This is a genomic window from Nocardioides sp. cx-169 (genome assembly GCF_021083605.1).
Taxonomy (GTDB): Bacteria; Actinomycetota; Actinomycetes; order Propionibacteriales; family Nocardioidaceae; genus Nocardioides.
The window spans coordinates 39,149-63,824 of the sequence record NZ_JAJNRO010000002.1 but is presented as its reverse complement, the minus strand read 5'-3'; the positions used below and the strand labels follow the sequence as shown (position 1 = coordinate 63,824).

Annotated in this window: 29 protein-coding genes; 16 read left to right on the top strand and 13 right to left on the bottom strand. The window is 72.2% G+C overall.

All coding sequences use genetic code 11. The features are described from left to right. Positions 1–17: 17 nt before the first annotated feature. Complete coding sequence (locus LRP67_RS01485; protein WP_231268365.1) at positions 18–476, top strand: GatB/YqeY domain-containing protein; 459 nt, start codon at positions 18–20, stop codon at positions 474–476. A gap of 5 nt (positions 477–481) precedes the next feature. On the opposite strand, the gene LRP67_RS01480 is transcribed toward LRP67_RS01485, so the two are convergent. Beyond that, positions 482–2,788, bottom strand: a complete 2,307-nt coding sequence (locus tag LRP67_RS01480) for a transglycosylase domain-containing protein (protein ID WP_231268364.1) — start codon at positions 2,786–2,788, stop codon at positions 482–484. A gap of 240 nt (positions 2,789–3,028) precedes the next feature. On the opposite strand from LRP67_RS01480, the gene LRP67_RS01475 reads away from it, so the two are divergent. After that, complete coding sequence (locus LRP67_RS01475; protein ID WP_231268363.1) at positions 3,029–3,316, top strand: WhiB family transcriptional regulator; 288 nt, start codon at positions 3,029–3,031, stop codon at positions 3,314–3,316. A gap of 41 nt (positions 3,317–3,357) precedes the next feature. Here LRP67_RS01475 and LRP67_RS01470 read toward each other — a convergent pair whose 3' ends face one another. The 3 genes from LRP67_RS01470 to LRP67_RS01460 are packed head-to-tail and all read right to left on the bottom strand — an operon-like array spanning position 3,358 to position 6,327. Continuing rightward, positions 3,358–4,548: an ArsA family ATPase gene (locus LRP67_RS01470; RefSeq protein ID WP_231268362.1), complete on the bottom strand. Its 1,191-nt coding sequence runs from the start codon at positions 4,546–4,548 to the stop codon at positions 3,358–3,360. Continuing rightward, positions 4,549–5,547 (bottom strand): ArsA-related P-loop ATPase, encoded by a 999-nt coding sequence (locus LRP67_RS01465; RefSeq protein ID WP_231268360.1) that lies wholly within the window; start codon positions 5,545–5,547, stop codon positions 4,549–4,551. A gap of 9 nt (positions 5,548–5,556) precedes the next feature. Further along, a complete protein-coding gene (locus tag LRP67_RS01460; protein WP_231268358.1) occupies positions 5,557–6,327 on the bottom strand; it encodes an IclR family transcriptional regulator in 771 nt (256 codons plus the stop codon). A 102-nt stretch (positions 6,328–6,429) separates the two neighbouring features. Here LRP67_RS01460 and LRP67_RS01455 point away from each other — a divergent pair, with 102 nt between their 5' ends. Together LRP67_RS01455 and LRP67_RS01450 are read left to right on the top strand one after the other, a co-directional pair. Continuing rightward, entirely contained in the window at positions 6,430–7,203 is a 774-nt protein-coding gene (locus LRP67_RS01455; RefSeq protein ID WP_231268356.1) for a CoA transferase subunit A, read from the top strand. Then, the gene (locus LRP67_RS01450; protein ID WP_231268355.1) at positions 7,200–7,826 is read left to right on the top strand and encodes a CoA transferase subunit B; all 627 of its coding nucleotides are present in this window, start codon (positions 7,200–7,202) and stop codon (positions 7,824–7,826) included. The genes LRP67_RS01455 and LRP67_RS01450 overlap by 4 nt, the downstream gene beginning before the upstream one ends. Here LRP67_RS01450 and LRP67_RS01445 read toward each other — a convergent pair. Beyond that, positions 7,780–8,163, bottom strand: a complete 384-nt coding sequence (locus tag LRP67_RS01445) for a TfoX/Sxy family protein (protein WP_231268353.1) — start codon at positions 8,161–8,163, stop codon at positions 7,780–7,782. The two genes, LRP67_RS01450 and LRP67_RS01445, sit on opposite strands and share 47 nt — an antisense overlap. Before the next feature lie 47 nt (positions 8,164–8,210). Here LRP67_RS01445 and LRP67_RS01440 point away from each other — a divergent pair, with 47 nt between their 5' ends. From LRP67_RS01440 to LRP67_RS01425, 4 genes are all read left to right on the top strand, one after another. After that, positions 8,211–8,951, top strand: coding sequence for an SDR family oxidoreductase (locus LRP67_RS01440; protein WP_231268352.1), 741 nt, complete (start codon positions 8,211–8,213; stop codon positions 8,949–8,951). Positions 8,952–9,014: 63 nt separating this feature from the next. Next, on the top strand, positions 9,015–10,322 hold the full coding sequence (locus tag LRP67_RS01435) for an Nramp family divalent metal transporter (protein ID WP_231268351.1): 1,308 nt from the start codon (positions 9,015–9,017) through the stop codon (positions 10,320–10,322). Positions 10,323–10,331: 9 nt separating this feature from the next. Continuing rightward, positions 10,332–11,009, top strand: a complete 678-nt coding sequence (locus tag LRP67_RS01430) for a VOC family protein (RefSeq protein ID WP_231268350.1) — start codon at positions 10,332–10,334, stop codon at positions 11,007–11,009. Further along, positions 11,006–11,398, top strand: a complete 393-nt coding sequence (locus LRP67_RS01425; RefSeq protein WP_231268349.1) for a YdeI family protein — start codon at positions 11,006–11,008, stop codon at positions 11,396–11,398. The genes LRP67_RS01430 and LRP67_RS01425 overlap by 4 nt, the downstream gene beginning before the upstream one ends. 3 nt (positions 11,399–11,401) lie before the next feature. Here LRP67_RS01425 and LRP67_RS01420 read toward each other — a convergent pair whose 3' ends face one another. Together LRP67_RS01420 and LRP67_RS01415 are read right to left on the bottom strand one after the other, a co-directional pair. Continuing rightward, a complete protein-coding gene (locus LRP67_RS01420; protein ID WP_231268348.1) occupies positions 11,402–11,737 on the bottom strand; it encodes a YnfA family protein in 336 nt (111 codons plus the stop codon). 33 nt (positions 11,738–11,770) lie between these two features. Continuing rightward, positions 11,771–12,376 carry an SGNH/GDSL hydrolase family protein gene (locus tag LRP67_RS01415; RefSeq protein WP_231268347.1) on the bottom strand — a complete coding sequence of 202 codons (606 nt, stop codon included), beginning with the start codon at positions 12,374–12,376 and terminating at the stop codon, positions 11,771–11,773. A gap of 142 nt (positions 12,377–12,518) precedes the next feature. On the opposite strand from LRP67_RS01415, the gene LRP67_RS01410 reads away from it, so the two are divergent. The 4 genes from LRP67_RS01410 to LRP67_RS01395 are packed head-to-tail and all read left to right on the top strand — an operon-like array spanning position 12,519 to position 14,826. Further along, entirely contained in the window at positions 12,519–12,677 is a 159-nt protein-coding gene (locus LRP67_RS01410) for a DUF4177 domain-containing protein (RefSeq protein WP_231268346.1), read from the top strand. Between the two features lie 3 nt (positions 12,678–12,680). Further along, complete coding sequence (locus tag LRP67_RS01405) at positions 12,681–13,139, top strand: RidA family protein (protein WP_231268345.1); 459 nt, start codon at positions 12,681–12,683, stop codon at positions 13,137–13,139. Between the two features lie 5 nt (positions 13,140–13,144). After that, positions 13,145–14,011, top strand: a complete 867-nt coding sequence (locus LRP67_RS01400) for an NUDIX hydrolase (protein ID WP_231268344.1) — start codon at positions 13,145–13,147, stop codon at positions 14,009–14,011. After that, positions 14,008–14,826, top strand: a complete 819-nt coding sequence (locus tag LRP67_RS01395; RefSeq protein ID WP_231268343.1) for an MBL fold metallo-hydrolase — start codon at positions 14,008–14,010, stop codon at positions 14,824–14,826. Before LRP67_RS01400 ends, LRP67_RS01395 begins: the two co-directional genes overlap by 4 nt. Here the strand turns inward: LRP67_RS01395 and LRP67_RS01390 are convergent. The 3 genes from LRP67_RS01390 to LRP67_RS01380 form a co-directional block, all read right to left on the bottom strand. Then, on the bottom strand, positions 14,805–16,196 hold the full coding sequence (locus LRP67_RS01390) for a hypothetical protein (RefSeq protein WP_231268342.1): 1,392 nt from the start codon (positions 16,194–16,196) through the stop codon (positions 14,805–14,807). The genes LRP67_RS01395 and LRP67_RS01390 overlap by 22 nt on opposite strands. Further along, positions 16,193–16,684 carry a SigE family RNA polymerase sigma factor gene (locus tag LRP67_RS01385; RefSeq protein ID WP_231268341.1) on the bottom strand — a complete coding sequence of 164 codons (492 nt, stop codon included), beginning with the start codon at positions 16,682–16,684 and terminating at the stop codon, positions 16,193–16,195. The genes LRP67_RS01390 and LRP67_RS01385 overlap by 4 nt, the downstream gene beginning before the upstream one ends. A 127-nt stretch (positions 16,685–16,811) precedes the next feature. Further along, on the bottom strand, positions 16,812–17,489 hold the full coding sequence (locus LRP67_RS01380; RefSeq protein WP_231240913.1) for a Crp/Fnr family transcriptional regulator: 678 nt from the start codon (positions 17,487–17,489) through the stop codon (positions 16,812–16,814). Between the two features lie 128 nt (positions 17,490–17,617). On the opposite strand from LRP67_RS01380, the gene nth reads away from it, so the two are divergent. The 4 genes from nth to LRP67_RS01360 are packed head-to-tail and all read left to right on the top strand — an operon-like array spanning position 17,618 to position 20,710. Beyond that, positions 17,618–18,322: an endonuclease III gene (gene nth, locus LRP67_RS01375; protein WP_231268340.1), complete on the top strand. Its 705-nt coding sequence runs from the start codon at positions 17,618–17,620 to the stop codon at positions 18,320–18,322. After that, entirely contained in the window at positions 18,319–18,834 is a 516-nt protein-coding gene (locus tag LRP67_RS01370) for a TlpA disulfide reductase family protein (RefSeq protein WP_231268339.1), read from the top strand. Before nth ends, LRP67_RS01370 begins: the two co-directional genes overlap by 4 nt. Continuing rightward, the gene (locus LRP67_RS01365) at positions 18,831–19,541 is read left to right on the top strand and encodes a CoA pyrophosphatase (RefSeq protein ID WP_231268338.1); all 711 of its coding nucleotides are present in this window, start codon (positions 18,831–18,833) and stop codon (positions 19,539–19,541) included. Before LRP67_RS01370 ends, LRP67_RS01365 begins: the two co-directional genes overlap by 4 nt. Next, complete coding sequence (locus tag LRP67_RS01360) at positions 19,538–20,710, top strand: MarP family serine protease (RefSeq protein WP_231268337.1); 1,173 nt, start codon at positions 19,538–19,540, stop codon at positions 20,708–20,710. Before LRP67_RS01365 ends, LRP67_RS01360 begins: the two co-directional genes overlap by 4 nt. Before the next feature lie 90 nt (positions 20,711–20,800). Here LRP67_RS01360 and LRP67_RS01355 read toward each other — a convergent pair whose 3' ends face one another. From LRP67_RS01355 to acs, 3 genes are all read right to left on the bottom strand, one after another. Beyond that, positions 20,801–21,214 (bottom strand): phage holin family protein, encoded by a 414-nt coding sequence (locus LRP67_RS01355; RefSeq protein WP_231268336.1) that lies wholly within the window; start codon positions 21,212–21,214, stop codon positions 20,801–20,803. A gap of 65 nt (positions 21,215–21,279) precedes the next feature. Continuing rightward, complete coding sequence (gene nhaA / locus LRP67_RS01350) at positions 21,280–22,593, bottom strand: Na+/H+ antiporter NhaA (protein WP_231268335.1); 1,314 nt, start codon at positions 22,591–22,593, stop codon at positions 21,280–21,282. 76 nt (positions 22,594–22,669) lie between these two features. Next, positions 22,670–24,652: an acetate--CoA ligase gene (acs, locus tag LRP67_RS01345; protein ID WP_231268334.1), complete on the bottom strand. Its 1,983-nt coding sequence runs from the start codon at positions 24,650–24,652 to the stop codon at positions 22,670–22,672. Positions 24,653–24,676 lie beyond the last annotated feature (24 nt).

Below are 24,676 nucleotides of genomic sequence, written 5' to 3'. Positions count from 1 at the left end.
GCTGCCACAATGGCCTCATGAGTGCTCTCAAGGACCGCCTGCGCGCCGATCTCACCACCGCCATGAAGGGTCGTGACGAGGTGCGCTCGTCCACCCTGCGGATGGTGCTGACCGCCATCACCAACGCCGAGGTGGCCGGCAAGCAGGCCCGCGAGCTCTCCGACGACGACATCATCGGCGTGCTGTCCAGCGAGGCGAAGAAGCGCCGCGAGGCCGCCACCGCCTTCGCCGACGGCGGGCGCGCCGAGATGGCGGCGAAGGAGCAGGCCGAGGCCGCGGTGATCGCCGACTACCTCCCCGAGGCGCTGACCGAGGCCGAGATCTCCGCGCTGGTCACCGCGGCCATCGAGCAGACGGGTGCCGCCGGTGAGGGGATGCGCGCCATGGGCAAGGTCATGGGCGTCGTCACCCCGCAGGTCAAGGGTCGCGCCGACGGTGGCGCGGTCGCCGCGGAGGTACGCCGCCAGCTGGGCTGAGCCGCTCAGCGATCGCCGCGTCGGCCCCTGGGCGGCTTGCCGGTGGAGGTGTAGATGACCACGGTGTCGCCGCTGGCGAGCTCGGCGCCGGCGCCGGGCTCGCTGTAGGCGACCGTGTCCCTCGGGTAGCCCGACGGTCGGCGCCCGCCGAGGGTGACCGAGAACCCGAGGTCCTCCAGCTCGCGGGTGGCGTCGTCGACGCTCATCCCACCGACGTCGGGGATGCCGGTCAGGACGCCGAGCACGTCGGTGCTGCTCGGCCGGACGAAGTCCTCGTCGTCGAGCCACTGCTCGATCTCCTTCATCGCATCGCCCCACATCGGGCCGGCGAGTGTGGAGCCGAACGCCGCCGAGACGTACGACGGGCCGATCGTCTGCCCGTTGAGCGTGATCGGCTGTCCCTCCTTGTTGGCACCGGCGATCATCGAGGCCGTGGCCAGGTTGGGCGTGTAGCCGATGAACCACACCGCGCGGTTCTCCTGGATCGTCCCGGTCTTGCCGGCCGCCGGCTGCACGGTCTGGATGTTGGCGCCGTAGCCGAACCCGCCCGGCTCGAGGAGGCCGCGCAGGACGTCGTTGACGGCGTCGGCCACGGAGCTCGGCATCACCTGGGTGCATCGGGCGGGGTACTTCTTCAGCACGTTCTGGTTGGCGTCCATGATCGCCGTCACCGGTCGGGCGTCGCAGTGCAGGCCGCGCCCGGCGAAGGTCGCGTAGGCCTCGGCCATCTCCAGCGGGCTCACGTCGGCGACCCCGAGGGTGAAGGTCGGCACGAGCTCGCGGTCGGGGTCGGTCAGCTGGATGCCCATCGACTTGGCGAGCTCGTAGGGCTCGCACAGGCCGGTGCGCTGCTCGAGCTGGGCGAAGAACGTGTTCACCGACAGCCGGGTGCCGGTGTAGAGGTTGAAGGTCCCCGAGTCGGTGGAGTTCTGGGGGTCCCAGATCTGCGAGCTGGGGTAGTTCTGGCCGTCGCACACCTCGAAGTCACCCTGGTTCAAGAACACCTGGGGCGGGGACGAGATGGTCTCCGAGAGCGGGATTCCCTGCTGGATCGCGGTGGCGAGGACGAACGCCTTGAACGTCGACCCGGCCTGGAAGCCGTTGGAGTCGCCGTACTGGGACGGCACGACGTAGTTGAGGTAGGACTCGCCGGCGTTCTTGCGGCGGCCCATGGGCCGCGACTGCGCGATCGCCTTCACCTCTCCGGTGCGCGGCTGGACCATCGCGAGCGCGCCGATCGCGTTGTTCTCCTTGTAGACGTGCGCGCGGACCGACTTGTCGGCCGCGTCCTGGAAGCGCAGGTCGATGGTCGTGCGGATGGTCAGGCCGCCGGACTTCAGCAGCCGGTCGCGCTCCTCGGCGGTCTTGCCGAGCGAGCGGTCGCGCATCAGGTAGTTGAGGACGTAGTCGCAGAAGAACGGCGCCCGCGAGTAGACGCAGCCGTTGCGCGTCTTGCGCACCTTGAGCGCGAGACCGCGCTCCTTGGTCTTCTCGGCCTGCTTGCGGCTGATGACGTTGAGCTGGGCCATCCGGTCCAGCACGATGTCGCGCCGCACCTTGGTCCGGTCGGGGGAGTTGGTCGGGTCGAACTTGGTGGGGTTCTGGACCAGGCCGGCCAGGATCGCGGACTGGTTGAGGTTGAGCTTGCGGGCGTTGACGTTGAAGTAGTGGCGCGCGGCCGCCTGGATGCCGTGCGCGCCGTCACCGAAGTAGGCGGTGTTGAGGTAGCGCTCGAGGATCCAGTCCTTGTTGTAGCGCTGCTCGAGCGCGATGGCGTAGCGGAGCTCGCGGAGCTTGCGGGCGTAGGTGCGGTCGACCGCCGCCTTCTTCTCCTCGGGAGTGTCGGCCTGGCTGAGCAGCGTGAGCTTGACCAGCTGCTGGGTGATCGAGGAGCCGCCCTGCACCGTGCTGGAGGAGGCGGAGTTGGTGAGCAGGGCGCGCAGCGTGCCCTTGAGGTCGAGCGCGCCGTGCTCGTAGAAGCGGTAGTCCTCGATGGCCACGATCGCCTCGACCATGGTGCGCGAGACCTGGTCGAGCGAGACGTTGACGCGGTTCTCGTCGAAGATCGTCGCGATGGTCTCGCCCTTGGCGTCGACGATCCGGGTCTTCTGGGGCAGCGCCCCGGCCTCGAGGTCCTGCGGCAGCTGGTCCATGCTGTCGGCGACGTTCTCGGTCGCGACGCCGAGCACGGCGGCGAACGGGATCGCCAGGCCGGCCACGACGACGCCGAGTACGGCGGACACGGCCACCATCACGCCCAGGTGGGAGAACACCTTGGCGAAGGGCAGACGCTCGGAGCGGGGGCGCGACATGGCGCCCAGCGTACGTGAGGAGCGGGCGTGGGGCCGCCTCGCCGCGGTGCGCCCAGGATGACCCCCCGGGTGGCCCCGAGGGGGCTCATGGCCCAGACGGACTAGTCATTTAGGACTAGACAAGTTGGGTCGAGAGGACCTTCCGCCGTGCGGCATTGTTCCTTAACTTGGGATCCAATGGGCTGAGCTCGGAGAGGCGTCATGGGGACGCCGCTCTTGCTCAGAAGATGTGGGGACATCATGTGGGTAGAGGACTGGGCGCCGCGCGCCGCGTGCCGGAGCACGACGCCGGACCAGCTGTTCGTCCGTGGGGCTGAGCAGAACAAGGCAAAGCAGCTGTGCTCGGGGTGCCCGGTTCGCACCGAGTGCCTGGCTGAGGCCCTGGACAACCAGATCGAGTGGGGTGTGTGGGGAGGCATGACCGAGCGCGAGCGCCGGGCGCTGCTGCGCCGCCGTCCCGCCGCGTCCTGGCGGACGGTCCTCGAGACCGCCCGCGCGGGCGCCGGCCAGGAGCCGGTCTCGGTCTGAGCCACGGACGCGACGCCTGAGCCGACCCCGGGAGGGAGGGTTCAGGCGCCGCCCGTGGGGGGCTGCTCGCCCTGCGCGAGCAGCTCGCCGATTCGGCGCAGACCCTCGAGGTCGTGCACGTCCCCGGCGAGCGCCGGCACGACCGCCGTCGCGACCTGGGGGTGGGCGGCGTGGAAGCGCCGCCGCAGCCGGGCCTCGCGCTCGACGAGGCGGCTCTGGTCGGCGTGGAGGCGCAGCATGCCTGCCGTCGGCGACTCCGGGTCGTGTCGACGCAGTCGCTCGGCCGCGGCCATCGCCTCGTCGGCGGAGAGCCGGCCGAGCGGCGCCGGGCTCGCCCGGTTGACGATCAGCCCCGCCAACGGCATCTCGTCCTCGCTGAGCCGCTCGACGAAGTACGCCGCCTCGCGCAGCGCGTCCGGCTCCGGCGCGGCGACCACCAGGAACGCCGTGCCTTCGGCCTGGAGCAGTGCGTAGGTCCTCTGGGCGCGCTGCCGGAAGCCCCCGAACACGGTGTCGAGCGCCGAGACGAAGGTCTGCAGGTCGCGCAGCACCTGGGCGCCGAGGATCCGGGTCAGCGCGTTGGTGATGATGCCGAGGCCGGCCGACATCAGCCTGGCCGGTCCCCGCGCCGGGGCCAGCATCAGCCGAATGAAGCGGCCGTCCAGGAAGCTCGACAGCCGCTCGGGGGCGTCGAGGAAGTCCAGCGCGGAGCGCGAGGGCGGGGTGTCGACCACGATCAGGTCGTAGGTGCCGTCGGCGACCGAGGTGCTGTGGATCTGGCCGAGCTTCTCCATCGCCATGTACTCCTGCGTGCCCGCGAAGGAGCTCGACAGCGCGATGTAGAAGGGGTTCTGCAGGATCTGCTGCGCCTTCTCCGGGCTGGCCTGGCTCTCGACCACCTCGTCGAAGGTGCGCTTCATGTCCAGCATCATCGCGTCGAGGTGCCCGCCGGCCGTGCCGTCGACGGCGGCCACCGGTCGGGGAGTGTTGTCGAGCTCCTCGATGCCCATCGACTGCGCCAAGCGGCGGGCCGGGTCGATCGTGAGCACCACGACCTTGCGCCCGCGCTCGGCGGCGCGCAGCGCCAGCGCCGCCGACGTCGTGGTCTTGCCGACGCCCCCGGAGCCGCAGCACACGATGATGCCGGTGCCGGGATCGTCCAGCAGCGCGTCGACGTCGAGCATCCGCGCGCTCTTGCCCGTCGGTCCCACCCGCGTGCGTGTCTTGGTCATCTAGGCCATCCCCTGCTCGCGGAGGGCGGCAGCCAGCTCGTAGAGCGCGCCGAGGTCAACGCCCTGGGCCAGGCGCGGGAGCTCGTAGGTCGGCACGCCGAGCTCGTCGACGATCACCCGCTGGGAGTCCTCGAGGGCGCGGCGCTCGGCGTGGTCGCGCGCCTCGGCCAGAAGGCCGTCGACCAGCGCCGGCTCGGTGTCGATCCCGGCGCTCGTGAGGTCGGTCTCGAGCCGGGCGCGCTCGAGGGTGCCGGCCCGCGTGCGGGCGAGGTCGGCGGGCGTCAGGTCCTGTGGGCGCACCAGGTTGACCACGACCCCGCCGACCGGCAGCTCGGCGGCGCGCAGCTCGGCGATCCCGTCGGCGGTCTCCTGCAGGGGCATCTCCTCCAGGACGGTGACCAGGTGCACGGCGGTCCGCGGGGAGCGGAACAGCGTCATCATCGTGTCGGACTGCGACTTGATCGGGCCCACCTTCGCCAGCCCGGCCAGCTCGTTGCTGACGTTGAGGAACTGCACGATCCGGCCGGTCGGCGGGGCGTCGAGCACGACGGCGTCGTACTGCTGGGCGCCCTTGTTGCGGCTGTTGCGCTGCACCGCCTCGAAGACCTTGCCGGTGAGCAGCACGTCGCGGACGCCGGGCGCGATCGTGGTGGCGAACTCGATGACCCCGAAGCGGTCCAGCGCCCGGCCCGCGCGGCCGAGCTTGTAGTACAGGGAGAGGTACTCCAGGAGCGCCGCCTCCGCGTCGATGTGGAGCGCGTGCACGACCCCGGGCGTGCCGTCGGCCCCGGGCAGGCCGGTCGTCAGCCGGCGCTCCTCGGGCGGCAGTGGGTCGACGTCGAACATCCGGGCGATGCCCTGCCGTCCCTCGACCTCGCAGAGGAGAACGTTCTTCCCGCCCTCGGCCAGGGCCAGCGCCAAGGCGGCGGCCACCGTCGACTTGCCGGTGCCGCCCTTGCCGGTGACGACGTGCAGTCGGACCTTCGGCCAATCGCTCACGAGAAGAGCCTAGGACCTGCGCGGTCGGCGCAGCGCGCGAGACAGGTCGTGCGCGGCCTGGAGCAGCAGGCCGCCGAGCTCGCGGCGGCGGTCCTCGGCGAAGCGCTGCTCGATGCCGGTCAGGCTCAGCGCCCAGGCCGGCCGCTCCTGGTCGTCGAAGACGGCCGCCCCCATGCCCCAGCTGCCCGGGACGATCAGGCCGGGGTTGACCGCGTAGCCGTCGCCGCGGGTCGTCGCGACCCGCGCCCGCACCCGGTCGGCCGCGTGCTCGGCGCCGAACTGCGCGGCGAGGTCGGCGCGCGCGAGGTACTCCTCGATCTCCGGGTCGGAGAGGAAGGCCAGCACGACCATCCCGGCCGAGGCGACGCCGAGGGGGAACCGGGTGCCCTCGGAGAGGACGTGGGAGCGGATCGGGAAGCTGCCGTCCTCGCGGACCAGGCAGATCGTCTCGTCGCCGCGGCGGGCGGAGAAGAACGCGCTCTCGCCGGTAGCGAGGGCCAGGCGGCGTACGACGGGCTGGGCCACCGCGGTGACGTCGTAGCGGGACGCGGCGGCGGCGCCGAGGAGGTACAGCTCGGGCCCCAGCAGCCAGCGCCCGGTCGCCTCGTCCCGCTCGAGGAGCCCTTCGGCCAGCAGGGACGTCAGGAGCCGGTGGGCCGTGGGGCGGGCGAGGTCGCTGGCGCGGGCCAGGACGGAGGTCGTCGCGCCGGCGGGCTCGTGGGCCGAGACCGCCCGCAGCAGCGCTCCGGCCCGACCCAGGACGTCAACGGGAGCGCTCACTGAATGAACGGTAGCTGAACTGAGGGTCCACTCTCCGATTGATCTGCGTCTGGTGGGTGGGCGCGCGTTGACGGCGAGGCCTGCGGTGCGTTGGATCGGCGCATGGACAAAGTGGTGGCATCCGCGGCCGAGGCCGTCGCCGACATCCCGTCCGGGTCGACCCTCTCCGTGGGCGGGTTCGGCCTGTGCGGCATCCCCTCGACCCTCATCGACGCCCTCCTGGCCGCCGAGGTGAGCGATCTGGAGGCGGTGTCGAACAACTGCGGCGTGGACGACTGGGGCTTGGGCAGGCTGCTGGCCGCGAAGCGGATCCGGCGGATGATCTCCTCCTACGTCGGGGAGAACAAGGAGTTCGCGCGGCAGTACCTCTCGGGCGAGCTCGAGGTCGAGCTGACCCCACAGGGCACGCTCGCGGAGCGGATGCGCGCCGGCGGATCGGGCATCCCGGCGTTCTTCACCGCGACCGGCTCGGGCACGCAGGTGGCCGAGGGCGGGCTGCCGTGGCGCTACGACGACGCGGGCAACGTCGTGGTGGCCTCGCCGCCGAAACAGACCCAGTCCTTCGAGACCGCCGAAGGACCGCGGGAGTTCGTGCTGGAGCACGCCATCGTCGCGGACTTCGGACTCGTGCGGGCGTGGAGGGGCGACCGGCACGGCAACCTCGTCTACCGCGACTCCGCGCGCAACTTCAACCCGCTGGCGGCGATGTGCGGGCGGGTGACCATCGCGGAGGTCGAGCAGCTCGTCGAGCCGGGGGAGATCGACCCCAACCACGTGCACACGCCCGGCGTGTTCGTGCAGCGCGTCGTGGCGCTGACCCCCGAGCAGGCCGCGGACAAGCGGATCGAGAAGCGCACGGTCAGGAGCAGGGCATGAGCTGGACCCGCGAGGAGATGGCCGCGCGCGCGGCCTCGGAGCTGACCGACGGCTCCTACGTCAACCTCGGCATCGGGCTGCCGACGCTGGTGCCCAACTACGTCGACGACGACGTCGAGCTGGTGCTGCAGTCCGAGAACGGGATCCTCGGCGTCGGCGCCTACCCCGTCGAGGGCGAGGAGGACCCGGACCTGATCAACGCCGGCAAGGAGACCGTCACCTTGCGCCGCGGCGCGAGCTTCTTCGACTCCGCGACGTCGTTCGGCATGATCCGCGGCGGCAAGATCGACGCCGCGATCCTGGGTGCCATGCAGGTCTCGGCCGGTGGCGACATCGCCAACTGGATGATCCCCGGCAAGATGGTCAAGGGCATGGGCGGCGCGATGGACCTGGTCCACGGCGCCAAGCGGGTGATCGTGCTCATGGAGCACGTCGCGCGCGACGGGTCCTTCAAGATCGTCGAGGAGTGCTCGCTGCCCTACACGGGTCGTGGCGTGGTCCAGCGGATCATCACCGACCTCGGCGTCCTCGACGTGACGCCCGAGGGCCTGCGGCTTGTGGAGCTCGCGCCCGGGGTCACCGAGGACGAGGTGCGCGAGAAGACCGAGCCCGCCCTGATCTGACCCCCGGCTTGGGCGGCTGGGCGCGCGCGGTCGTGACCCCGCGCGCCAGCCAGGCCGCCAGCTCGACGTCCGTGCCGAGCGCGGCCGCGTCGATGCGCAGCCACGTGCGTGAGGACTGGGAGCCCATCACCATGGGACCGACGTGCTTCTGACTCAGCAGCTCCTCGGACTCCGAGCCGTCGGTGCGGACCAGCAGGCCCCCGTCGTGGCTCACGCACACGGCCATGTGGCCCTCCAGCAGGAACGCCAGCCCGCCGAACATCGCCTTCTCCTCGGCGGGGCCGTGCTCGGCCATCAGCTCGCGGACCCGGGCGGCCAGCTGCTCGTCGTACGTCATGGGACCGAGTCTGGCGGGCGACACCGACATCGCGCCAGGATGGCCTCATGAGGATCGCGGTCGCGGGGGCCACCGGTGTCGTCGGACACCACGTCGTCGACGTCGCGCAGGGCCGCGGGCACGAGGTGGTGGGGCTCGCCCGGTCGCTGGGCGTCGACCTCACCACCGGGAGCGGGCTCGCCGAGCGTCTCGCGGGCGTGGACGCGGTCGTCGACACCACCAGCATCGCCTCGCAGCGGCAGAGCGCGGCGGAGAGCTTCTTCGGCAGCGTCTCGCGCACCCTCCTGACCGCGGAGAAGCGGGCAGGAGTGGAGCACCACGTGGTGCTCTCGATCGTCGGCATCGACGACGTCGGGCTGGGCTACTACCAGGGCAAGCGGTTCCAGGAGTACATCGTCGCCGAGGGCGCGGTGCCGTGGAGCATCCTGCGCGCCACGCAGTTCCACGAGTTCGCGGAGCAGTCGCTGGACTTCATGCGGCTCGGGCCGGTCTCGCTGGTGCCGCGGATGCTCACCCAGCCGGTGGCCGCGGCCGAGGTGGCCGAGGCGCTGGTGGACCTGGCGGAGGCCGGCCCGTCGGGCCGCGTGCCCGACCTGGCCGGTCCCGAGCGGTGCGACCTGGTGGACCTCTCGCGCCGCGTGGCGCGGGCCCGCAGGCTGGGCCGCCGCGTGGTGCCGCTCCGGGTGCCCGGCGGTGCGGGACGGGCGATCCGCGCGGGAGCGCTGACCTCCTCGGGGGGCGGGCCGCGCGGACGGCAGACGTTCGCACAGTGGCTGGCCGCCACCTGAGGCACTCGCGGTGAGCGGCGTTGTCGGTGATGATGTCGCGATGCGACTGCTCGGAACCGTCTCGTGACCGCCTCCGACGCGCCCGTCGAGACCGACTCCGCCGGGCGCCCCCCGAAGTGGCGGGTCGTCGGGCCCGGCCTGGTGGTCGCCGCGACCGGCGTCGGCGCCGCCGACCTGGTCGCCACGCTCGTGGCCGGCTCCAAGTTCGGCTACACGCTGCTGTGGGTCGCCGTGCTCGGCGCGGTCATCAAGGTGGTGCTGGTCGAGGGGGCTGGGCGCTACTCGCTGGCCACCGGGCGCACGATCTTCGAGGGCTGGCGCAGCCTGGGCCGCTGGACGACGTGGTACTTCGCGCCGTACATCGTGGTGTGGGGCCTGGTCTACGGCGCCACCGCGATGTCGTCCTCGGCGCTGCCGCTGGTGGCGCTGTTCCCCGACCTGTCGCTGCGCTGGACCGCGATCGCGATCGGGCTGGTCGGCCTGGTGCTGGTGTGGTTCGGCACCTACGCGGCCTTCGAGAAGGTCATGGCGGTGCTGGTCGGGATCATGTTCGTGACCGTCGTGGGCGCCGCGGTCCTCACGACCCCGAACCTCGGCGAGATCGTCCTCGGGCTGCGGCCGATCTTCCCCGACGACTCGGTGGTCAACGTGCTCGCCATCGCCGGCGGCGTCGGCGGCACGATCACCCTGGCGGCCTACGGCTACTGGCTGCGGGAGAAGGGCTGGGCCACGCCCGCCTTCATGCGGGTCATGCGCCTCGACAACGGCGTCGCGTACGCCGTGACGGGGATCTTCGTCGTCGCGATGCTGGTCGTGGGTGCCGAGCTCTACTACTCCGCGGGGATCGCCGCCGAGACCGGCGACCAGGCGCTGGTGCAGCTGTCCGACGTGCTCGACGACCGCTACGGCGAGGTCTTCGGCAAGGTCTTCCTGGTCGGGTTCTTCGCCTCGTCGTTCTCGTCGCTGATCGGCGTGTGGAGCGGGGTGAGCCTGATGTTCGCCGACTTCGTCGGCAACCTGCGCGACCTGCCGTCGGGGCACCCCGACACCCGCACCGGCGGCCGCTACTTCCGCGCGTACATGCTGTGGCTGACCTTCCCGCCGATGCTGCTCCTGCTGCTCGACGAGCCGGTCGGGCTGATCCTGGCCTACGGCAGCCTGGGGGCGCTGTTCATGCCGTTCCTCGCGATCACCCTGCTGGTGCTGCTCAACAAGCGGCGCCCCGGCGCTCTGCCGCACTCAGCGGTGCCCGAAGAGTGGCGCAACGGCTGGCTCTCCAACGGCTTCATGTCGTTGTGCGCCGTGCTGTTCCTCGCGCTCGCGGTCAACGAGCTGCGCAACGTGCTGGAGGAGAACCTGCCGTTCTGGTAGGCCTGGGTCATGAGCGCTGCGACGTACAAGGACCTGTGCATCGACGCGGTGGACACGCTGCGTCTCGGGCGCTTCTGGTCCGAGGTGCTCGCCCGCGAGCTCCGCGAGCCGCGCCAGGACGGCCTGGTGCAGCTGACGGGACCGACCGAGCGGCACCGCGTGTGGATCAACCCGGTGCCGGAGCCGGTCTCGGTCAAGCAGCGCGTGCACCTGGACGTGCACGCGGCGTCGGTGGCCGACGTCCTTGCGGCCGGCGCCACCCCGCTCGACCTCGAGTCGTTCCCGTGGAAGGTGCTGCGCGACCCCGAGGGCGGGGAGCTCTGCGTCTTCGAGCGGGAGGTCGTCCCGTCCGAGCGGCTCTACGAGCTCGGCGTCGACAGCGCCGACCCCGAGCGCGTCGGCACCTGGTGGGCCGACGTGCTGGGCTCGCACGTGGAGGGCGACCCGGGTGAGGGCTGGGTGAGCGTGCCGGTGCCGGGCGCGCCGTTCGAGAGCCTGGTCTTCGTGCGGGTGCCGGAGCCCAAGACGGTCAAGAACCGCATCCACTGGGACGTCGACACCCCGGACGTCGCGCTGCTGGCCGGCGACGGTGCGCGGGTGCTGCGCGAGCCCGACGACGACACCTCGTGGACGGTGCTCGCCGACCCCGAGGGCAACGAGTTCTGCGCGTTCGTGGGGGACTCGTGAGCGCGAAGGCGGAGCTCGCCGAGCTGCTCGTCCCCGACGCGGCCGGCTGGCGCGCCTGGCTGCAGGAGCACCACGACGACGCCCCCGGCGTGTGGCTGGTGCTGCGCAAGAAGGGCGACACCGTCACGGAGCTGAGCTACGAGGAGGCGGTCCAGGAGGCGGTCTGCTTCGGCTGGATCGACGGCCAGGGCCGACGCCGCGAGGCCGGCGGCACCTTCCTGCGCATGACCCCCCGCGGGCCGCGCAGCAACTGGTCGGTCAGCAATCTCGAGCGCGTCGAGCGCCTCGACGCCGAGGGCCGCATGCATCCCGCCGGCCGGGCCGCCGTCGACGTCGCGAAGGCCAACGGGCGCTGGGCTGCCGCCGTGGCCGCCCGCGACGCCCGGTAGCGCTCAGGCCGAGCGCGGGGCGTACATGATCACCGCGACGCCGACCAGGCAGATCGCGGCGCCGGCGAGGTCGTAGCGGTCCGGCCGGAAGCCGTCGAACGCCATGCCCCAGGCGAGCGAGCCCGCGACGAAGACCCCGCCGTACGCCGCGAGGATGCGCCCGAAGTGGGCGTCGGGCTGCAGCGTCGCGACGAAGCCGTAGATGCCCAGGGCGATGACGCCCGCCCCGGCCCAGACCCAGCCGCGGTGCTCGCGCACGCCCTGCCACACCAGCCAGGCGCCGCCGATCTCGGCGACGGCGGCGAGGGCGAAGAGCAGCAGGGACTTGAGGACTACCATGCCCCGAGTCTCCCGCGTCGCCGCGGGTGCGGCTCAGGCCGTCCGGGTCGCCCGGGCCGCCTGGAGGACCGCGGGCAGGAGGGAGTCGGCGATGACCCGGTAGCCCGCGCTGGAGGGGTGGAAGCGGTCGGGGGAGAAGAGACCGGTGTCGGTGGCGAAGGCGCGGGAGGCGCGCTGGTCCTCGTCCGCGACGTGTCCCTGCTCGGCGCGGACCGCGGCGGCCTGGCTGGTGCGCAGCTCGTCGCCGGCGGCGCGGACGGCCTCGCGGAGGAACACCGGCACGTGCGGCACGGCGCTGAGGTCCGGGGCGGGGGCGACCACGACCTCGGCGCCGGCCGCACGCAGCCGGCGTACGGCGAGCGTGAGCGCCTGGACCGCGCCGTCCAGCGGCTCGAGGTGGGTGAGGTCGTTGGCGCCGATCACCAGGACCACCAGGTCCGGCCCCCCAGGGACGCACGCGTCGACCTGGGCGGCCAGGTCCCGGCTGCGGGCGCCGGGCACCGCGAAGACCTGCGCGGTGGCCTCGACGCCATGGACGAGGAGTCCCTCGACCAGCCGAGGGGCCAGGCGGTCCCGCTCGCGGGCCGCGCCGTGGCCCCACGCGATCGAGTCCCCGAGGACGGCGAGCTTGAGCGTCATGCGTCCAGGAGACCAGACGGCTGGTGAGGAAACCCGTCCGGGCAGCCGGCCCAGGTGTCAGTCCATGCTGACAAGGGCCGCGCGCGTCAGCCCGCGGGATGAGCCGGTCGGGCGCGCGTCAGCCACGAGTAGGGTGCGAGCCATGACCAAATGGGAGTACCTGACCGCGCCGATCCTCACGCATGCGGCCAAGCAGATCCTGGACAACTTCGGGGCCGACGGGTGGGAGCTGGTGCAGGTCGCGCCGGGCATGAGCCCGGAGAACCTCGTCGGCTACTTCAAGCGCCCGCTGGAGGGCTGAGCCGTGAGCACCCCCGAGGAGCGCCTGTCGGAGCTCGGCCTGGTCGTGCCCGAGGTCGCCAAGCCCGTGGCGGCCTACGTGCCCGCCGTACGCAGCGACGACCACGTCTTCACCTCCGGCCAGCTGCCGATGCGCTACGGCGAGCTGATGCTGACCGGCAAGGTCGGGGGCGAGGTGTCGGCCGAGGAGGCCTACGGCTGCGCGCGGCAGTGCGCGCTCAACGCCGTCGCCGCGATCAAGGCCGAGGTGGGCGAGCTGTCGGCGGTCAAGCGGATCGTCAAGGTCGTGGTCTTCGTCGCCTCGACCCCGGACTTCACCGGCCAGCCCGGCGTCGCCAACGGGGTCTCGGAGCTCCTCGGCGAGGTCTTCGGCGACGCCGGCGTCCACGCGCGGTCGGCCGTGGGCGTCGCCGTCCTGCCCCTCGACTCCCCGGTCGAGGTCGAGCTCCTCGTCGAGGTCTGAGGCGCGTGCGGATTCCGCTGCCGCCGGTGCCGCTGCCCGACCACCTGGTCGAGGTCGCCCGCGAGTTCGAGGCCGGCGCCCGCGAGCCCGCCGAGCCGCGCAACGCCGCCACCGTGGTGCTGATGCGCCCGGCCGCCGACGGCCCGGAGGTCTACCTCCTGCGCCGCCAGGTCTCCATGGAGTTCGCGGGCGGCATGTGCGTCTTCCCCGGCGGCGGCGTGGACAAGCGCGACTTCGACGCGACCGTCGCGTGGGCCGGGCCGTCGCCGGGCGAGTGGGCCGCCCGGCTCGGCACCAACGAGGACACCGCGCGGGCGCTGGTCTGCGCCGCGGTGCGCGAGACCTTCGAGGAGTCCGGCGTCCTGCTGGCCGGCACGTCGGACACCAACGTCGTCGCCGACACGACCGGGGACGAGTGGGAGTCCGACCGGCACGCCCTGGAGTCGCGCGAGCTGGCCATGACCGACTTCCTGACCCGGCGCGGGCTGGTGCTGCGCACCGACCTGCTCGGCGCGTGGGACGCCTGGCTGACCCCCGTCTTCGAGCCCAAGCGCTACCGCACCTGGTTCTTCGTCGCGACCCTGCCCGAGGGGCAGCTGACCCGCGACGTGTCGACGGAGTCCTCCTCGGTCCACTGGGCGCCCGCCCGGGTCGCGGCCGACGAGGCCGACCGGGGCGAGCTGGCGATGCTGCCGCCGACGTACCTCACCTGCCTGGAGATCGGGCAGCACAGCGAGCCCGACGAGGTGCTGGCGGTGGCCCAGGGGCGCACGCTCGAGATGTTCACGCCGTCGGTCGAGCCGCTGGGCGGGGGCTTCACCCTCTCGATGCCCGACCGGCTGCGCCCGCTGGTGGCGGAGCGGCGGCGATGAGCGCCCCGGCCTGGACCGGCGGGAGCTTCGGCGAGCGCGGCCGCTGCCTGCTGGCCCCCAACCCCGGGATGATGACCCTCGACGGCACCAACACCTGGGTGCTGCGGGAGCCGGGCGCGTCGATGTCGGTCGTCGTGGACCCGGGCCCGGTCGAGGACGGTCACCTCGACCTCCTCGACGAGGCCACCGGCGAGGTGGGGCTGATCCTGCTGACCCACCACCACTTCGACCACTCCGAGGTCGCCCAGGAGCTGGCCCGTCGCAAGAGCTGCGCGGTGCGGGCCCTCGACCCGGACTACTGTTTCTCCGCGGACCCGGTGACCGACGACGAGCCGATCGACGTCGACGGCCTGCGGCTGCGGGTGGTGGCCACCCCCGGTCACACGGCCGACTCGATCTCGCTGCTGCTCCCCGCGGAGCGGACGCTGCTGACCGGCGACATGGTGCTCGGTCGCGGCACGACGGTCGTGGCCTACCCCGACGGCCAGCTCGGGCCGTACTTCGACTCGCTGGAGCGGATGCGCGCGCTGGTCTCCTCGGGCGAGGTCGAGACGCTGTGGCCCGCACACGGGCCGGTGCTCGACGAGGCCGGCGGAGTCCTCGACTTCTACGCCGCCCACCGCCGTGATCGCCTCGGTCAGGTCGAGGACGCCCTCGCCGCGCTCGGCGCCACCCTGACCCCGGAGTCCGCCGAGGACGACGAGCTGCCGCGCCGGGTCGTCGAGGTCGTCTACCGCGACGTCGACGAGTCCCTCTGGGGCGCCGCCGAGTGGTCGGTCCGGGCGCAGCTCGCCTACCTCGCCCAGCGCGCCTGAGCGCGCCGCCAGCCCAGCCGTAACGCCAGCACGAGCGCGATCGCCGCGGCGACGCCCACGCCGATGGTGATCGAGACGCGGGTCTGCGACCACGGCCAGTCCGGCTCGGGGCGCTCGACGGTCGGCTGCTCGAGGCTGACGAGGTCGGTGGCCACGCTCAACGCCGGGACGTCGGCGTCGACCCACCCCACCGCCTCGTAGGACTGCTCGTCGCCGACCCCGAGCAGCACGAGGTCGGTCTCGCGCGTCGGCTCGTTGGTGAGGTCCCCGCCGTCTCCGGCCCGCGCCAGGAGGTGCGCCCCGTCGATCCAGCGCAGCGGCACGAGGTCCCCTCCGGCGACCTCCGGGGGCAGCGGCTGCCGGGCCGGCTCTCCTCCATGGCGGAAGACGACGTAGCCGTCCGCCTCCATCCGGACCCGGACGTCCAGGACCACCTGGCCGCGCAGCTCGGCGTACTGGGTGAACGTCGCTCCGACCTGGAGCGGCACCCAGGACGGCTCGGCCGCATCCGGCGGCAGCTCGAGCATCCGGCTGTCGCCGACCACGACCACGCGGCCGTCGTCGCCGACCGCCCAGGAGAGCAGGGCGTTGCCCCGCGGCACCGAGACCGGCTCGGAGCTCGTCGCTCCGGGTGCGATCCGGCCGCCGACCTCGGTGCTGCCGCCCAGGGAGGCCGCCGTCCAGGAGGCCAGCCGCGCTCCTCTCCACACCAGCCACTCGCCCGAGGGCGACCACCCGATCCAGGTGGCCAGCACGCCCTCGCCGCCGCTGAGCGGCACCTCGCGCACGTCTCCGGTCTCGAGGTCCAGCACCCGGATGCCGCTCGGGATCCGTCGGGTGGCGGCCTCCGGTCCGATGGTCGCCCAGGCGTAGGCGAGGCTCCGGCCATCCGGGGACAGGGCGAGGCCCGGCGCGGTGGCGGCGGTGCTCATGAACGCGTCGTTGCCGACGAAGCCGGGCAGGTCGAGCAGGTGGTAGGCGCCGTCCTCGGCGCCGATGACGACGGGGAGACCCTCCTTCATCACGTAGGCCGCGGCCGCGCGGCCGACGGCGACGTCGGTCTCCACCAGGTCGCTCGTCCACGACTCGTCCTCGCCCCCGCGCTCGGCCAGGCGGGCGGGCACCGCGTGGATCCGGTCGGGCACGGCGGCGCCCGCCGGCCCCGAGGCCACGGGGGTGGCGTCTCGCTGCGGCAGCCAGGAGACGAGCCCGGCGACCAGGGCGACGGCCGCCACCGCTGCGGCGGCCCCCAGGACCCGCTCGCGGGTGCGGGCGCGCGCGGCGCGCACCCAGGTGTCGCGTGGCACCTGCGCGACGGGCGCGTCGTCGCCGATGCGGGCGAGCTCCTCGCGGAGACGGTCGATGCTCATGACGCCTCCCCGATCAGCTCGGCGAGCTCCGGCGCGAGCGTGCGCAGCCGCCCCAGCGCCTGGCGTCCGATGGACTTGACGGTGCCCGCGCCGATGCCGAGCGCGTGGGCCGTCTGCACCTCGGTGAGGTCCTCGAAGTAGCGCAGGACCAGCACTGTGCGCTGGCGCGTCGTGAGCCGGGCCAGCGCCTGCTCCAGGCTCAGCCGCAGGTCCTGGTCGCGGGCCGGGGCCGCGGCGTCGTACCCGCCGAGCGCGGTCTCCTGGAGGCGGCGCTGGCGCCACCAGGAGACGTTCTGGGTGTAGAGGATGCGCCGCACGTACGGCTCGGGGTCACCCTCGATCCGGTGCCAGGCCTTGGCCGCCTTGAAGAGCGCTGTCTGCACGAGGTCCTCCGCGAGGTAGGCGTCCCCGGTGAGGAGGTACGCCGTACGCGACAGGGCAGGGGTGCGCGCGACGACGAACGCGTCGAAGTCGTGCTGTCGGCTCACCTCTGACCCCCTTCCACCCCTGACGACGCGGACGAGGGGGGTTTCGGGGGTCTGTCGCGCGCGAGTTTCACCGCGTACCCGGTGAAACACCGGGTACCCGGTGAAACTCGTCCGCCTCAGTTCGACGTCAGCGAGCGCGCCGCGCGAGCCGCTCCACGTCCATGATGACGACCGAGCGGGGCTCGAGGCGCAACCAGCCGCGAGCGGCGAAGTCGGCGAGGGCCTTGTTGACGGTCTCGCGGGAGGCGCCGACCAGCTGGGCGAGCTCCTCCTGGGTGAGGTCGTGGTGGACGTGCACGCCGTCGTCGGCGGTGCGGCCGAACCGGTCGGCGAGGTCGAGCAACGCCTTGGCGACCCGGCCGGGGACGTCGGAGAAGACCAGGTCGGCGACGACGTCGTTGGCCTTGCGCAGGCGGCCGGCGAGCTGGGTGAGCAGGCCTCGGGCGACGACCGGGCGGCCCTCGAGCCAGCGCAGGAGGTCCTCGTGGGACAGCGAGGCGAACGTCGCGTCGGTGACGGCCGTGACCGTGGCCGAGCGCGGGCCGGGGTCGAAGAGCGAGAGCTCGCCGAACATCTGGCCGGGACCCAGGATCGCGAGCAGGTTCTCGCGGCCGTCGGAGGAGGAGCGGCCGAGCTTCACCTTGCCGTCGAGCACGATGTAGAGCTTGTCGCCGGAGTCTCCCTCATGGAAGAGCACGTCGCCGCGGCGCAGCCGCGCCTCGGACATGGAGGCACGCAGCGCCGTCGCGGCCTCATCGTCGAGCGCGCTGAACAGCGGGGCTTGACGGAGTACGTCGTTGTCCACGGATCCTCCTGTTGTCGTGTCAGGCGTGATCCTATCCGTGGGCGATGTCACAGAGAAACCGAACCCATCCCGGTCCGCACGTCATCGCCATTTCCGGGCTCGTCCGAGGCGCGCCGTAGGCTGTGCGCGTGCCAGCGCCCGAGACCCACACCGGCCTGGTCCGGCGCGCTCGTCGCATCAACCGCGTGCTGGCCGAGACCTACCCCGACGCCCGCTGCGAGCTGGACTTCGACAACGCCTTCGAGCTCCTGGTCGTGACCGTCCTGAGCGCTCAGACAACCGACCGCCGGGTGAACGCCGTCCGGCCGACTCTCTTCGCCGCCTATCCCGATCCGGTCGCGATGGCCGCGGCGCCGCGCGAGCACCTCGAGCAGATCCTCGGCCCGCTCGGCTTCTTCCGCGCCAAGACCGAGTCGCTGCTCAAGCTGAGCGCGGTCCTCGTCGAGCGCTACGACGGGCAGGTGCCGGGCCGGCTCGAGGACCTGGTCACGCTCCCGGGTGTGGGCCGCAAGACCGCCAACGTGGTGCTCGGCAACGCCTTCGGCGTCCCCGGGATCACCGTCGACACCCACTTCGGGCGCCTGGTCCGCCGCTTCGGCTGGACCGAGGAGACCGACCCGGTCAAGGTCGAGCACGCGATCGGTGCGCTGTTCCCCAAGTCCGACTGGACGATGCTCAGCCACCACCTGATCTGGCACGGCCGCCGCGTCTGCCACGCCAAGAAGCCGGCGTGCGGCGCCTGCCCCGTGGCCCGCATGTGCCCGTCGTACGGCGAAGGGCCCACCGACCCGGTGGCCGCGGCGCTGCTGGTGAAGACCCAGGGGCCCGCATGAAGCGGCTCGCGCTCGCACTCGCGCTCGTCCTGGCCCTGGCCCTCACGGGCTGCACCAAGGAGGGCGCCGAGAAGGAGCTGTCGCGCGACGTCCTGCCCGACGTGACCTTGGGCGAGCTCCAGGGCGACGGTCAGGTCGACGTGGCCTCGCTGCGCGGCCCGCTCGTGGTGCCGCTGTTCGCCAACTACTGCGGACCCTGCCGCAAGGAGCTGCCGCTGTTCGAGCGCCTCTCCCAGGAGCACGGCGACGAGGTCCGGGTGCTCGGTCTCAACTGGTCGGACCCTCAGACGGACAAGGCGGTCGAGCTGGTCGAGGACACCGGTGTGACCTTCGACGTGCTCGCCGACCCCCAGGGCGAGACCGGTGAGCCGCCCAACCCGCGCATCGGGTACCTGCCGACCTTGTGGATGGTCGACGCCGACGGCAAGGTGACCTACCGCGAGGCCGAGAGGATCGAGAGCTACGACGAGCTGCTCGACCTGGTCGAGGAGCACCTGGACGTGGACCTGTGAGCACCGAGCTTCCCGACTGGCTGCGGCCGGTCGCCGAGGGCGCGCGCACCATCACGGTCCACGAGCTGACCCGGTTCATGCCGCCGGAGGACTCCGAGCCCCGCCGCGGCGCGGTGCTGATGCTGTTCGGCGAAGGCCCGGCGGGGCCGGACCTGCTGCTGACCGAGCGGGCCCACCACATGCGCTCGCACCCCGGCCAGGTGTCGTTCCCGGGCGGGACGATCGACCCGGGGGAGACCCCCCGCGAGGCCGCGCTGCGCGAGGCGCAGGAGGAGACCGGCCTCGACCCCGCCGGCGCGCACATCTTCGCGGAGCTCCCCGAGCTGTGGCTGCCCCCCAGCAACTTCGCCGTCACCCCCCTGCTGGCGTGGTGGCGCGAGCCCAGCCCCGTGTCGGTGGTCTCGCCCGACGAGGTCCACGCGATCTACCGCGTGCCCCTGCGCGAGCTGGTCCAGCCGGACCACCGGATCGCGGTGCGCCACCCCAGCGGCTTCGTGGGCCCCGCGTTCCTCATCGGCGACGACAAGGACGTCATCCTGTGGGGGTTCACGGCCGGGATCATCTCCCGGCTCTTCGAGTTCCTGGGCTGGAACGTCCCGACCGAGGACAAGCCGCCGGAGCACGAGCTCCCGTCCTACATGCTGTGGGAGCCTGAGACCGAGGGTCCCCGCGTCCAGCCCAACACCCGCTTCCAGGACCGCACGTGAACGGGCTCGACTGGCTGCTGGTGCTGCTGGTCCTGGCCTACGCGCTCTCGGGCTACTGGCAGGGCTTCGTCACCGGCGCGTTCGCGACCACGGGCCTGCTGCTGGGCGGCCTGCTCGGGATCTGGCTGGCGCCGGTCCTGCTCGGTGACGTCGACCCGGCGCTGATGGTGTCCTTGGGGGCGCTGTTCATCGTCATCCTGTGCGCGTCCTTGGGACAGGCCTCCTTCCAGTACGCCGGCGCGAAGGTGCGCGACCGGATCACCTGGCAGCCGATGCGCGCGCTCGACGCCGTGGGCGGCGCCGCGCTGAGCGCGCTCGCCGTGCTCCTGGTGGCCTGGGCGCTGGGCGTGGCCGTCTCCGGGTCGCGCATCGGCTCGGTCACGCCGCTGGTGCGCAGCTCCTCGGTGCTCTCCGCGGTCGACCGGGCGCTGCCGCAGGCCGCATCGGGGGTGCTGCAGTCCTTCAACGACGTGGTCGGCACCAGCTTCTTCCCCGACTACCTCGAGCCGTTCGCCCCGGAGCGCATCGTCGAGGTGGGCCCGGGCCCGAGGCGGCTGCTCAACGACCCGGACGTGCTCGCCGCCCAGGAGAGCGTGCTCAAGGTGCTCGGCACCAACAGCTGCGGTCGCGGCGTCGAGGGCAGCGGCTTCCTCTACGCCCCCGACCGGCTGATGACCAACGCCCACGTCGTGGCCGGCGTCGAGGACCCCGAGGTCGTCGTCGGCGACTCCTCGGTCGACGCCGACGTCGTGGAGTACAACGCCGACCTCGACATCGCGGTCCTCGCCTTCGAGTCCGACCAGATCCCCGTGCTGCGCTTCGCGCAGTCCAAGCCCGGTGACGGCGTCGCGATCCTGGGGTACCCGCAGGACGGGCCCTTCGACGTCCAGCCCGGCCGCATCCGCGACGACCAGAAGCTGCGCTCGCCCAACATCTACGGCGACGGCACCGTCATCCGGCAGGTCTTCTCGTTGCGCGGGCTGGTGCGCCCGGGCAACTCGGGCGGACCGATCGTCACCTCGAAGGGCGACGTGGCAGGCGTGGTGTTCGCCGCCTCCGTGACCGACAAGGACACCGGCTACGCCCTCACCGCCGCCCAGGTCGCCGAGAGCGCCGCGGTCGGTCGGACCAACACCGAGACGGAGTCGACCGGCGAGTGCGCCGGCTGATCCGCGCCCCCGGCCCCCAACCACGCTGACCCGTCAGAGAGTCTCTGACGGGTCAGCGGTGGGGTCCTGCAGCTGGTGACGGGGTCGGTGCTACTTCTGGCCCTTGAGGGCGCGGGGGATCTCCTTGCCCTGGGCGATCGCCTTCTCCGGCGCCCGGACCTGCTTGACCTTGCGCACGCCGACGACGACCAGCAGCCCGGCGAGGACGACGTAGAACGCGAAGACGATCAGGAACGCCCAGTGCAGGTCCAGGCCCGAGCCGTTCCAGTGGATCAGGTAGGCGATCGCGACCGAGAGCATGATGATCGCGAGTACGGCGAGGAAGCCGGCTGCGGCGAAGAGGCCGATGCCGATGCCACCGGCCTTGACGCTCACCTTGAGCTCGGACTTGGCGAGCTGGATCTCCTTCGACACCAGCGATGAGATGTCGCGGCTGGCGTCGACGACGAGGCGTCCGATGGTGGGATCGCCGTCGGCGGGCGCCTTGACCGGTTCAGGTGACATTCGGCGTTCCTCTGGTCTCGAAGTGTGAGCCCGACCCTACCGAACCCGGCCGCGCGCGCGCCGCGTCAGGAGGGGTGGGGCTCCTGGCCGTGCTCGCCGAACACGTCGGGGACGCCGTCGCGGTCGTCGTCGCGGGTCTCGATCTCGGCGATCCGCCGGTAGGCGCGGTTGCGCAGCCGCAGCACGACGGAGGCCAGCAGCGCGGCCGTCAGCGAGCCGACCAGCACCCCGACCTTGACGTGGTCCTCGCGCGCGCTGCCCTGGCCGAACGCCAGCTCGCCGATCAGCAGGCTCACCGTGAAGCCGATCCCGGCGAGCATCGCCAGTCCCAGGACGTCGACCCAGCGCAGATCCTCGTCGAGGTCGGCGTGGGTGAACGTCGCCAGCAGCCAGGTGGCGCCCATGATCCCCACGGTCTTGCCCACCACGAGGCCGCACACGATCCCGAGCGCGACCGGGTCGCGCAGCGAGTCGGCCAGCCCGTCCAGCCCGCCGACGCTCACCCCGGCCGCGAAGAAGGCGAACAAGGGCACGGCCACCCCCGCCGACAGCGGCCGGATCAGGTGCTCGAAGTGCTCGGCGAGCCCGGGGCCGTCCTCGTCGGGGTTGCGGCGCAGCACCGGCACGGTGAACCCGAGCAGCACGCCGGCGACGGTGGCGTGGATGCCGGACTCGTGGACCAGCACCCAGGCGACCAGGGCGAGCGGGACCAGCAGCCACCCCGAGCGCACCCGCTTCTGGACCAGCACCGCGAACAGGCCGATCGGGAGGACCGCCAGCGCCAGGAACAGCAGATCCAGGTCGCTGGTGTAGAAGATCGCGATGATCGTGATGGCCAGCAGGTCGTCCACGACCGCCAGCGTCAGCAAGAAGGTCCGCAGACCGCTGGGCAGGTGCGTGCTGATCACCGCCAGCACGGCCACCGCGAAGGCGATGTCGGTCGCCGTGGGGATCGCCCACCCGCTGAGCCCGCCGTCGTCGCCGAGGTTCCACATCACGAAGATCAACGCCGGCGCGGCCATGCCGCCCACCGCGGCGGCGATCGGTACGGCGGCGCGCCGCGGGTCGCGCAGGTCGCCGGCCACGAACTCGCGCTTGAGCTCCAGGCCGACCACGAAGAAGAAGATCGCCAGCAGCCCGTCGGCCGCCCAGGCGCCGACCGTCAGGTCGAGGTGCAGCGACGAGGGGCCCAGGCGCGTGTCGCGCAGCGACTCGTACACGTCGGCCCACGGGGTGTTGGCCCACACGATCGCCGCGGCCGCCGCCACGATGAGCAGCAGCCCGCCCGTCGTCTCGGCGCGCAGGATCTGCGCCGCACGGGAGTGCTCGAGGAAGGACCCCCGCGCGAACAGGCGCGGGCGCTGCGGTGACTGGGCCATGGGCGTGCTCCTGGGGTCGACGAATCTGTTGCCGACCAGACTTCCCGGCGCTCCTCGACCAGCCTACGCGGTGCGATCAGCCCTCGTCGCCGGAGCCCGAGCCCTCCTTCTGCGAGATCAGGTCCATGACCGTGGAGTCGGCGAGGGTGGTGACGTCACCGACCTCGCGGTGCTCCGCGACGTCCTTGAGCAGGCGCCGCATGATCTTGCCCGAGCGGGTCTTGGGCAGCTCGGGGACGACCATGATCTGACGTGGCTTGGCGATGGCGCCGATCTCCTTCTGCACGTGGCGGCGCAGCTCCTCGACGATGTCCTCGCCGCCGTCGCCGGCGGAGTCGCGCAGGATGACGAACGCGCAGACCGCCTGGCCCGTCGTCTCGTCGGCGGCGCCGACCACGGCGGCCTCGGCCACCTTGGGGTGGGAGACCAGGGCCGACTCGATCTCGGTGGTGGACAGGCGGTGGCCCGAGACGTTCATGACGTCGTCGACGCGCCCGAGCAGCCAGATGTCGCCGTCGTCGTCCTTCTTCGCACCGTCGCCGGCGAAGTAGAAGCCCTGCTTGCGGAAGCGGGACCAGTAGGTCTCCTTGAAGCGCTCGTCGTCGCCCCACAGCGTGCGCAGCATGGCCGGCCACGGCTCCTTGACGACGAGGTAGCCGCCGGCGCCGTCGGGCACCGACTCCCCGGCGTCGTTGACCACGTCGACGGAGATGCCCGGCAATGGGGTCATCGCCGAGCCCGGCTTGCCCGCGGTGACGCCGGGCAGCGGGGAGATCATGATCTGGCCGGTCTCGGTCTGCCACCAGGTGTCGACGATCGGGCAGCGCTCGCCGCCGATGACCTCGCGGTACCACATGTAGGCCTCGGGGTTGATCGACTCACCCACCGAGCCCAGCAGCCGCAGCGAGGACAGGTCGAACCCGTCGGGGATCTCGCGGCCCTGCTTCATGAAGGTCCGGATGGCCGTGGGGGCCGTGTAGAAGATCGTGACGCCGTACTGCTGGATGATCTCCCACCAGCGGCCCTTGTGCGGGGAGTCGGGCGTGCCCTCGTACATCACCTGGGTCGCGCCGTTGGCGAGCGGCCCGTAGACCATGTAGGAGTGGCCGGTCACCCAACCGACGTCGGCGGTGCACCAGTAGACGTCGGTCTCGGGCTTGAGGTCGAACACCGCGTGGTGCGTGTACGACGTCCCGGTGAGGTAGCCGCCGGTCGTGTGCAGGATGCCCTTGGGCTTGCCGGTCGTGCCGGAGGTGTACATGACGTAGAGCGGGTGCTCGGCGTCGAAGGGCTGGGCCTGGTGCTCGGCGGACGCGCCGTCGACGGCGTCGTGCCACCACACGTCGACCTGGTCGTCCCAGTCGACCTCCTGACCGGTGCGCCGTACGACGAGCACGTGCTCGACGTCGAAGCCGTGGCCGGAGGCCTTCGCGCGGGCCTCGTCGACGGCCGGCTTGAGCGCGGACGCCTTGCCGCGCCGGTAGCCGCCGTCGGCCGTGATGACGACCTTCGCCCCGCAGTCGACCAGGCGCGAGGAGAGGGCGTCGGAGGAGAAGCCGCCGAACACCACGGTGTGGGGCGCGCCGATCCGGGCGCACGCCAGCATCGCGACCACGGTCTCGGGCAGCATCGGCATGTAGATGGCGACGCGGTCGCCGGTCTCGACGCCCAGCTCCAGCAGCGCGTTGGCGGCCTTCGACACCTCTGCCTGCAGATCGGCGTAGGTGATCGTGCGCGTGTCGTCGGCGGGCTCGCCGACCCAGTGCAGGGCGACCCGCTCGCCGTTGCCGGCCTCGACGTGCCGGTCGACGCAGTTGTGCGCGACGTTGAGCGTGCCGCCGGTGAACCACTTGGCGAACGGCGGGTTGTCCCAGTCGAGGACGCGGTCCCACTTCTGGCTCCAGTCGAGGCGCTCGGCGGCCGCCGCCCAGAAGGCCTCGGCGTCTGCGGTGGCCCGCTCGTAGGCCTCCGCGCCGACGTTGGCCGTCTCAGCGAGCTCTGCGGGGGGCCCGAAGGAGCGGTCCTCACGCGACAGGTTCGACAGGGTCTCTTCGCTCACTTCTCACTCCTGGGGACAGACGCT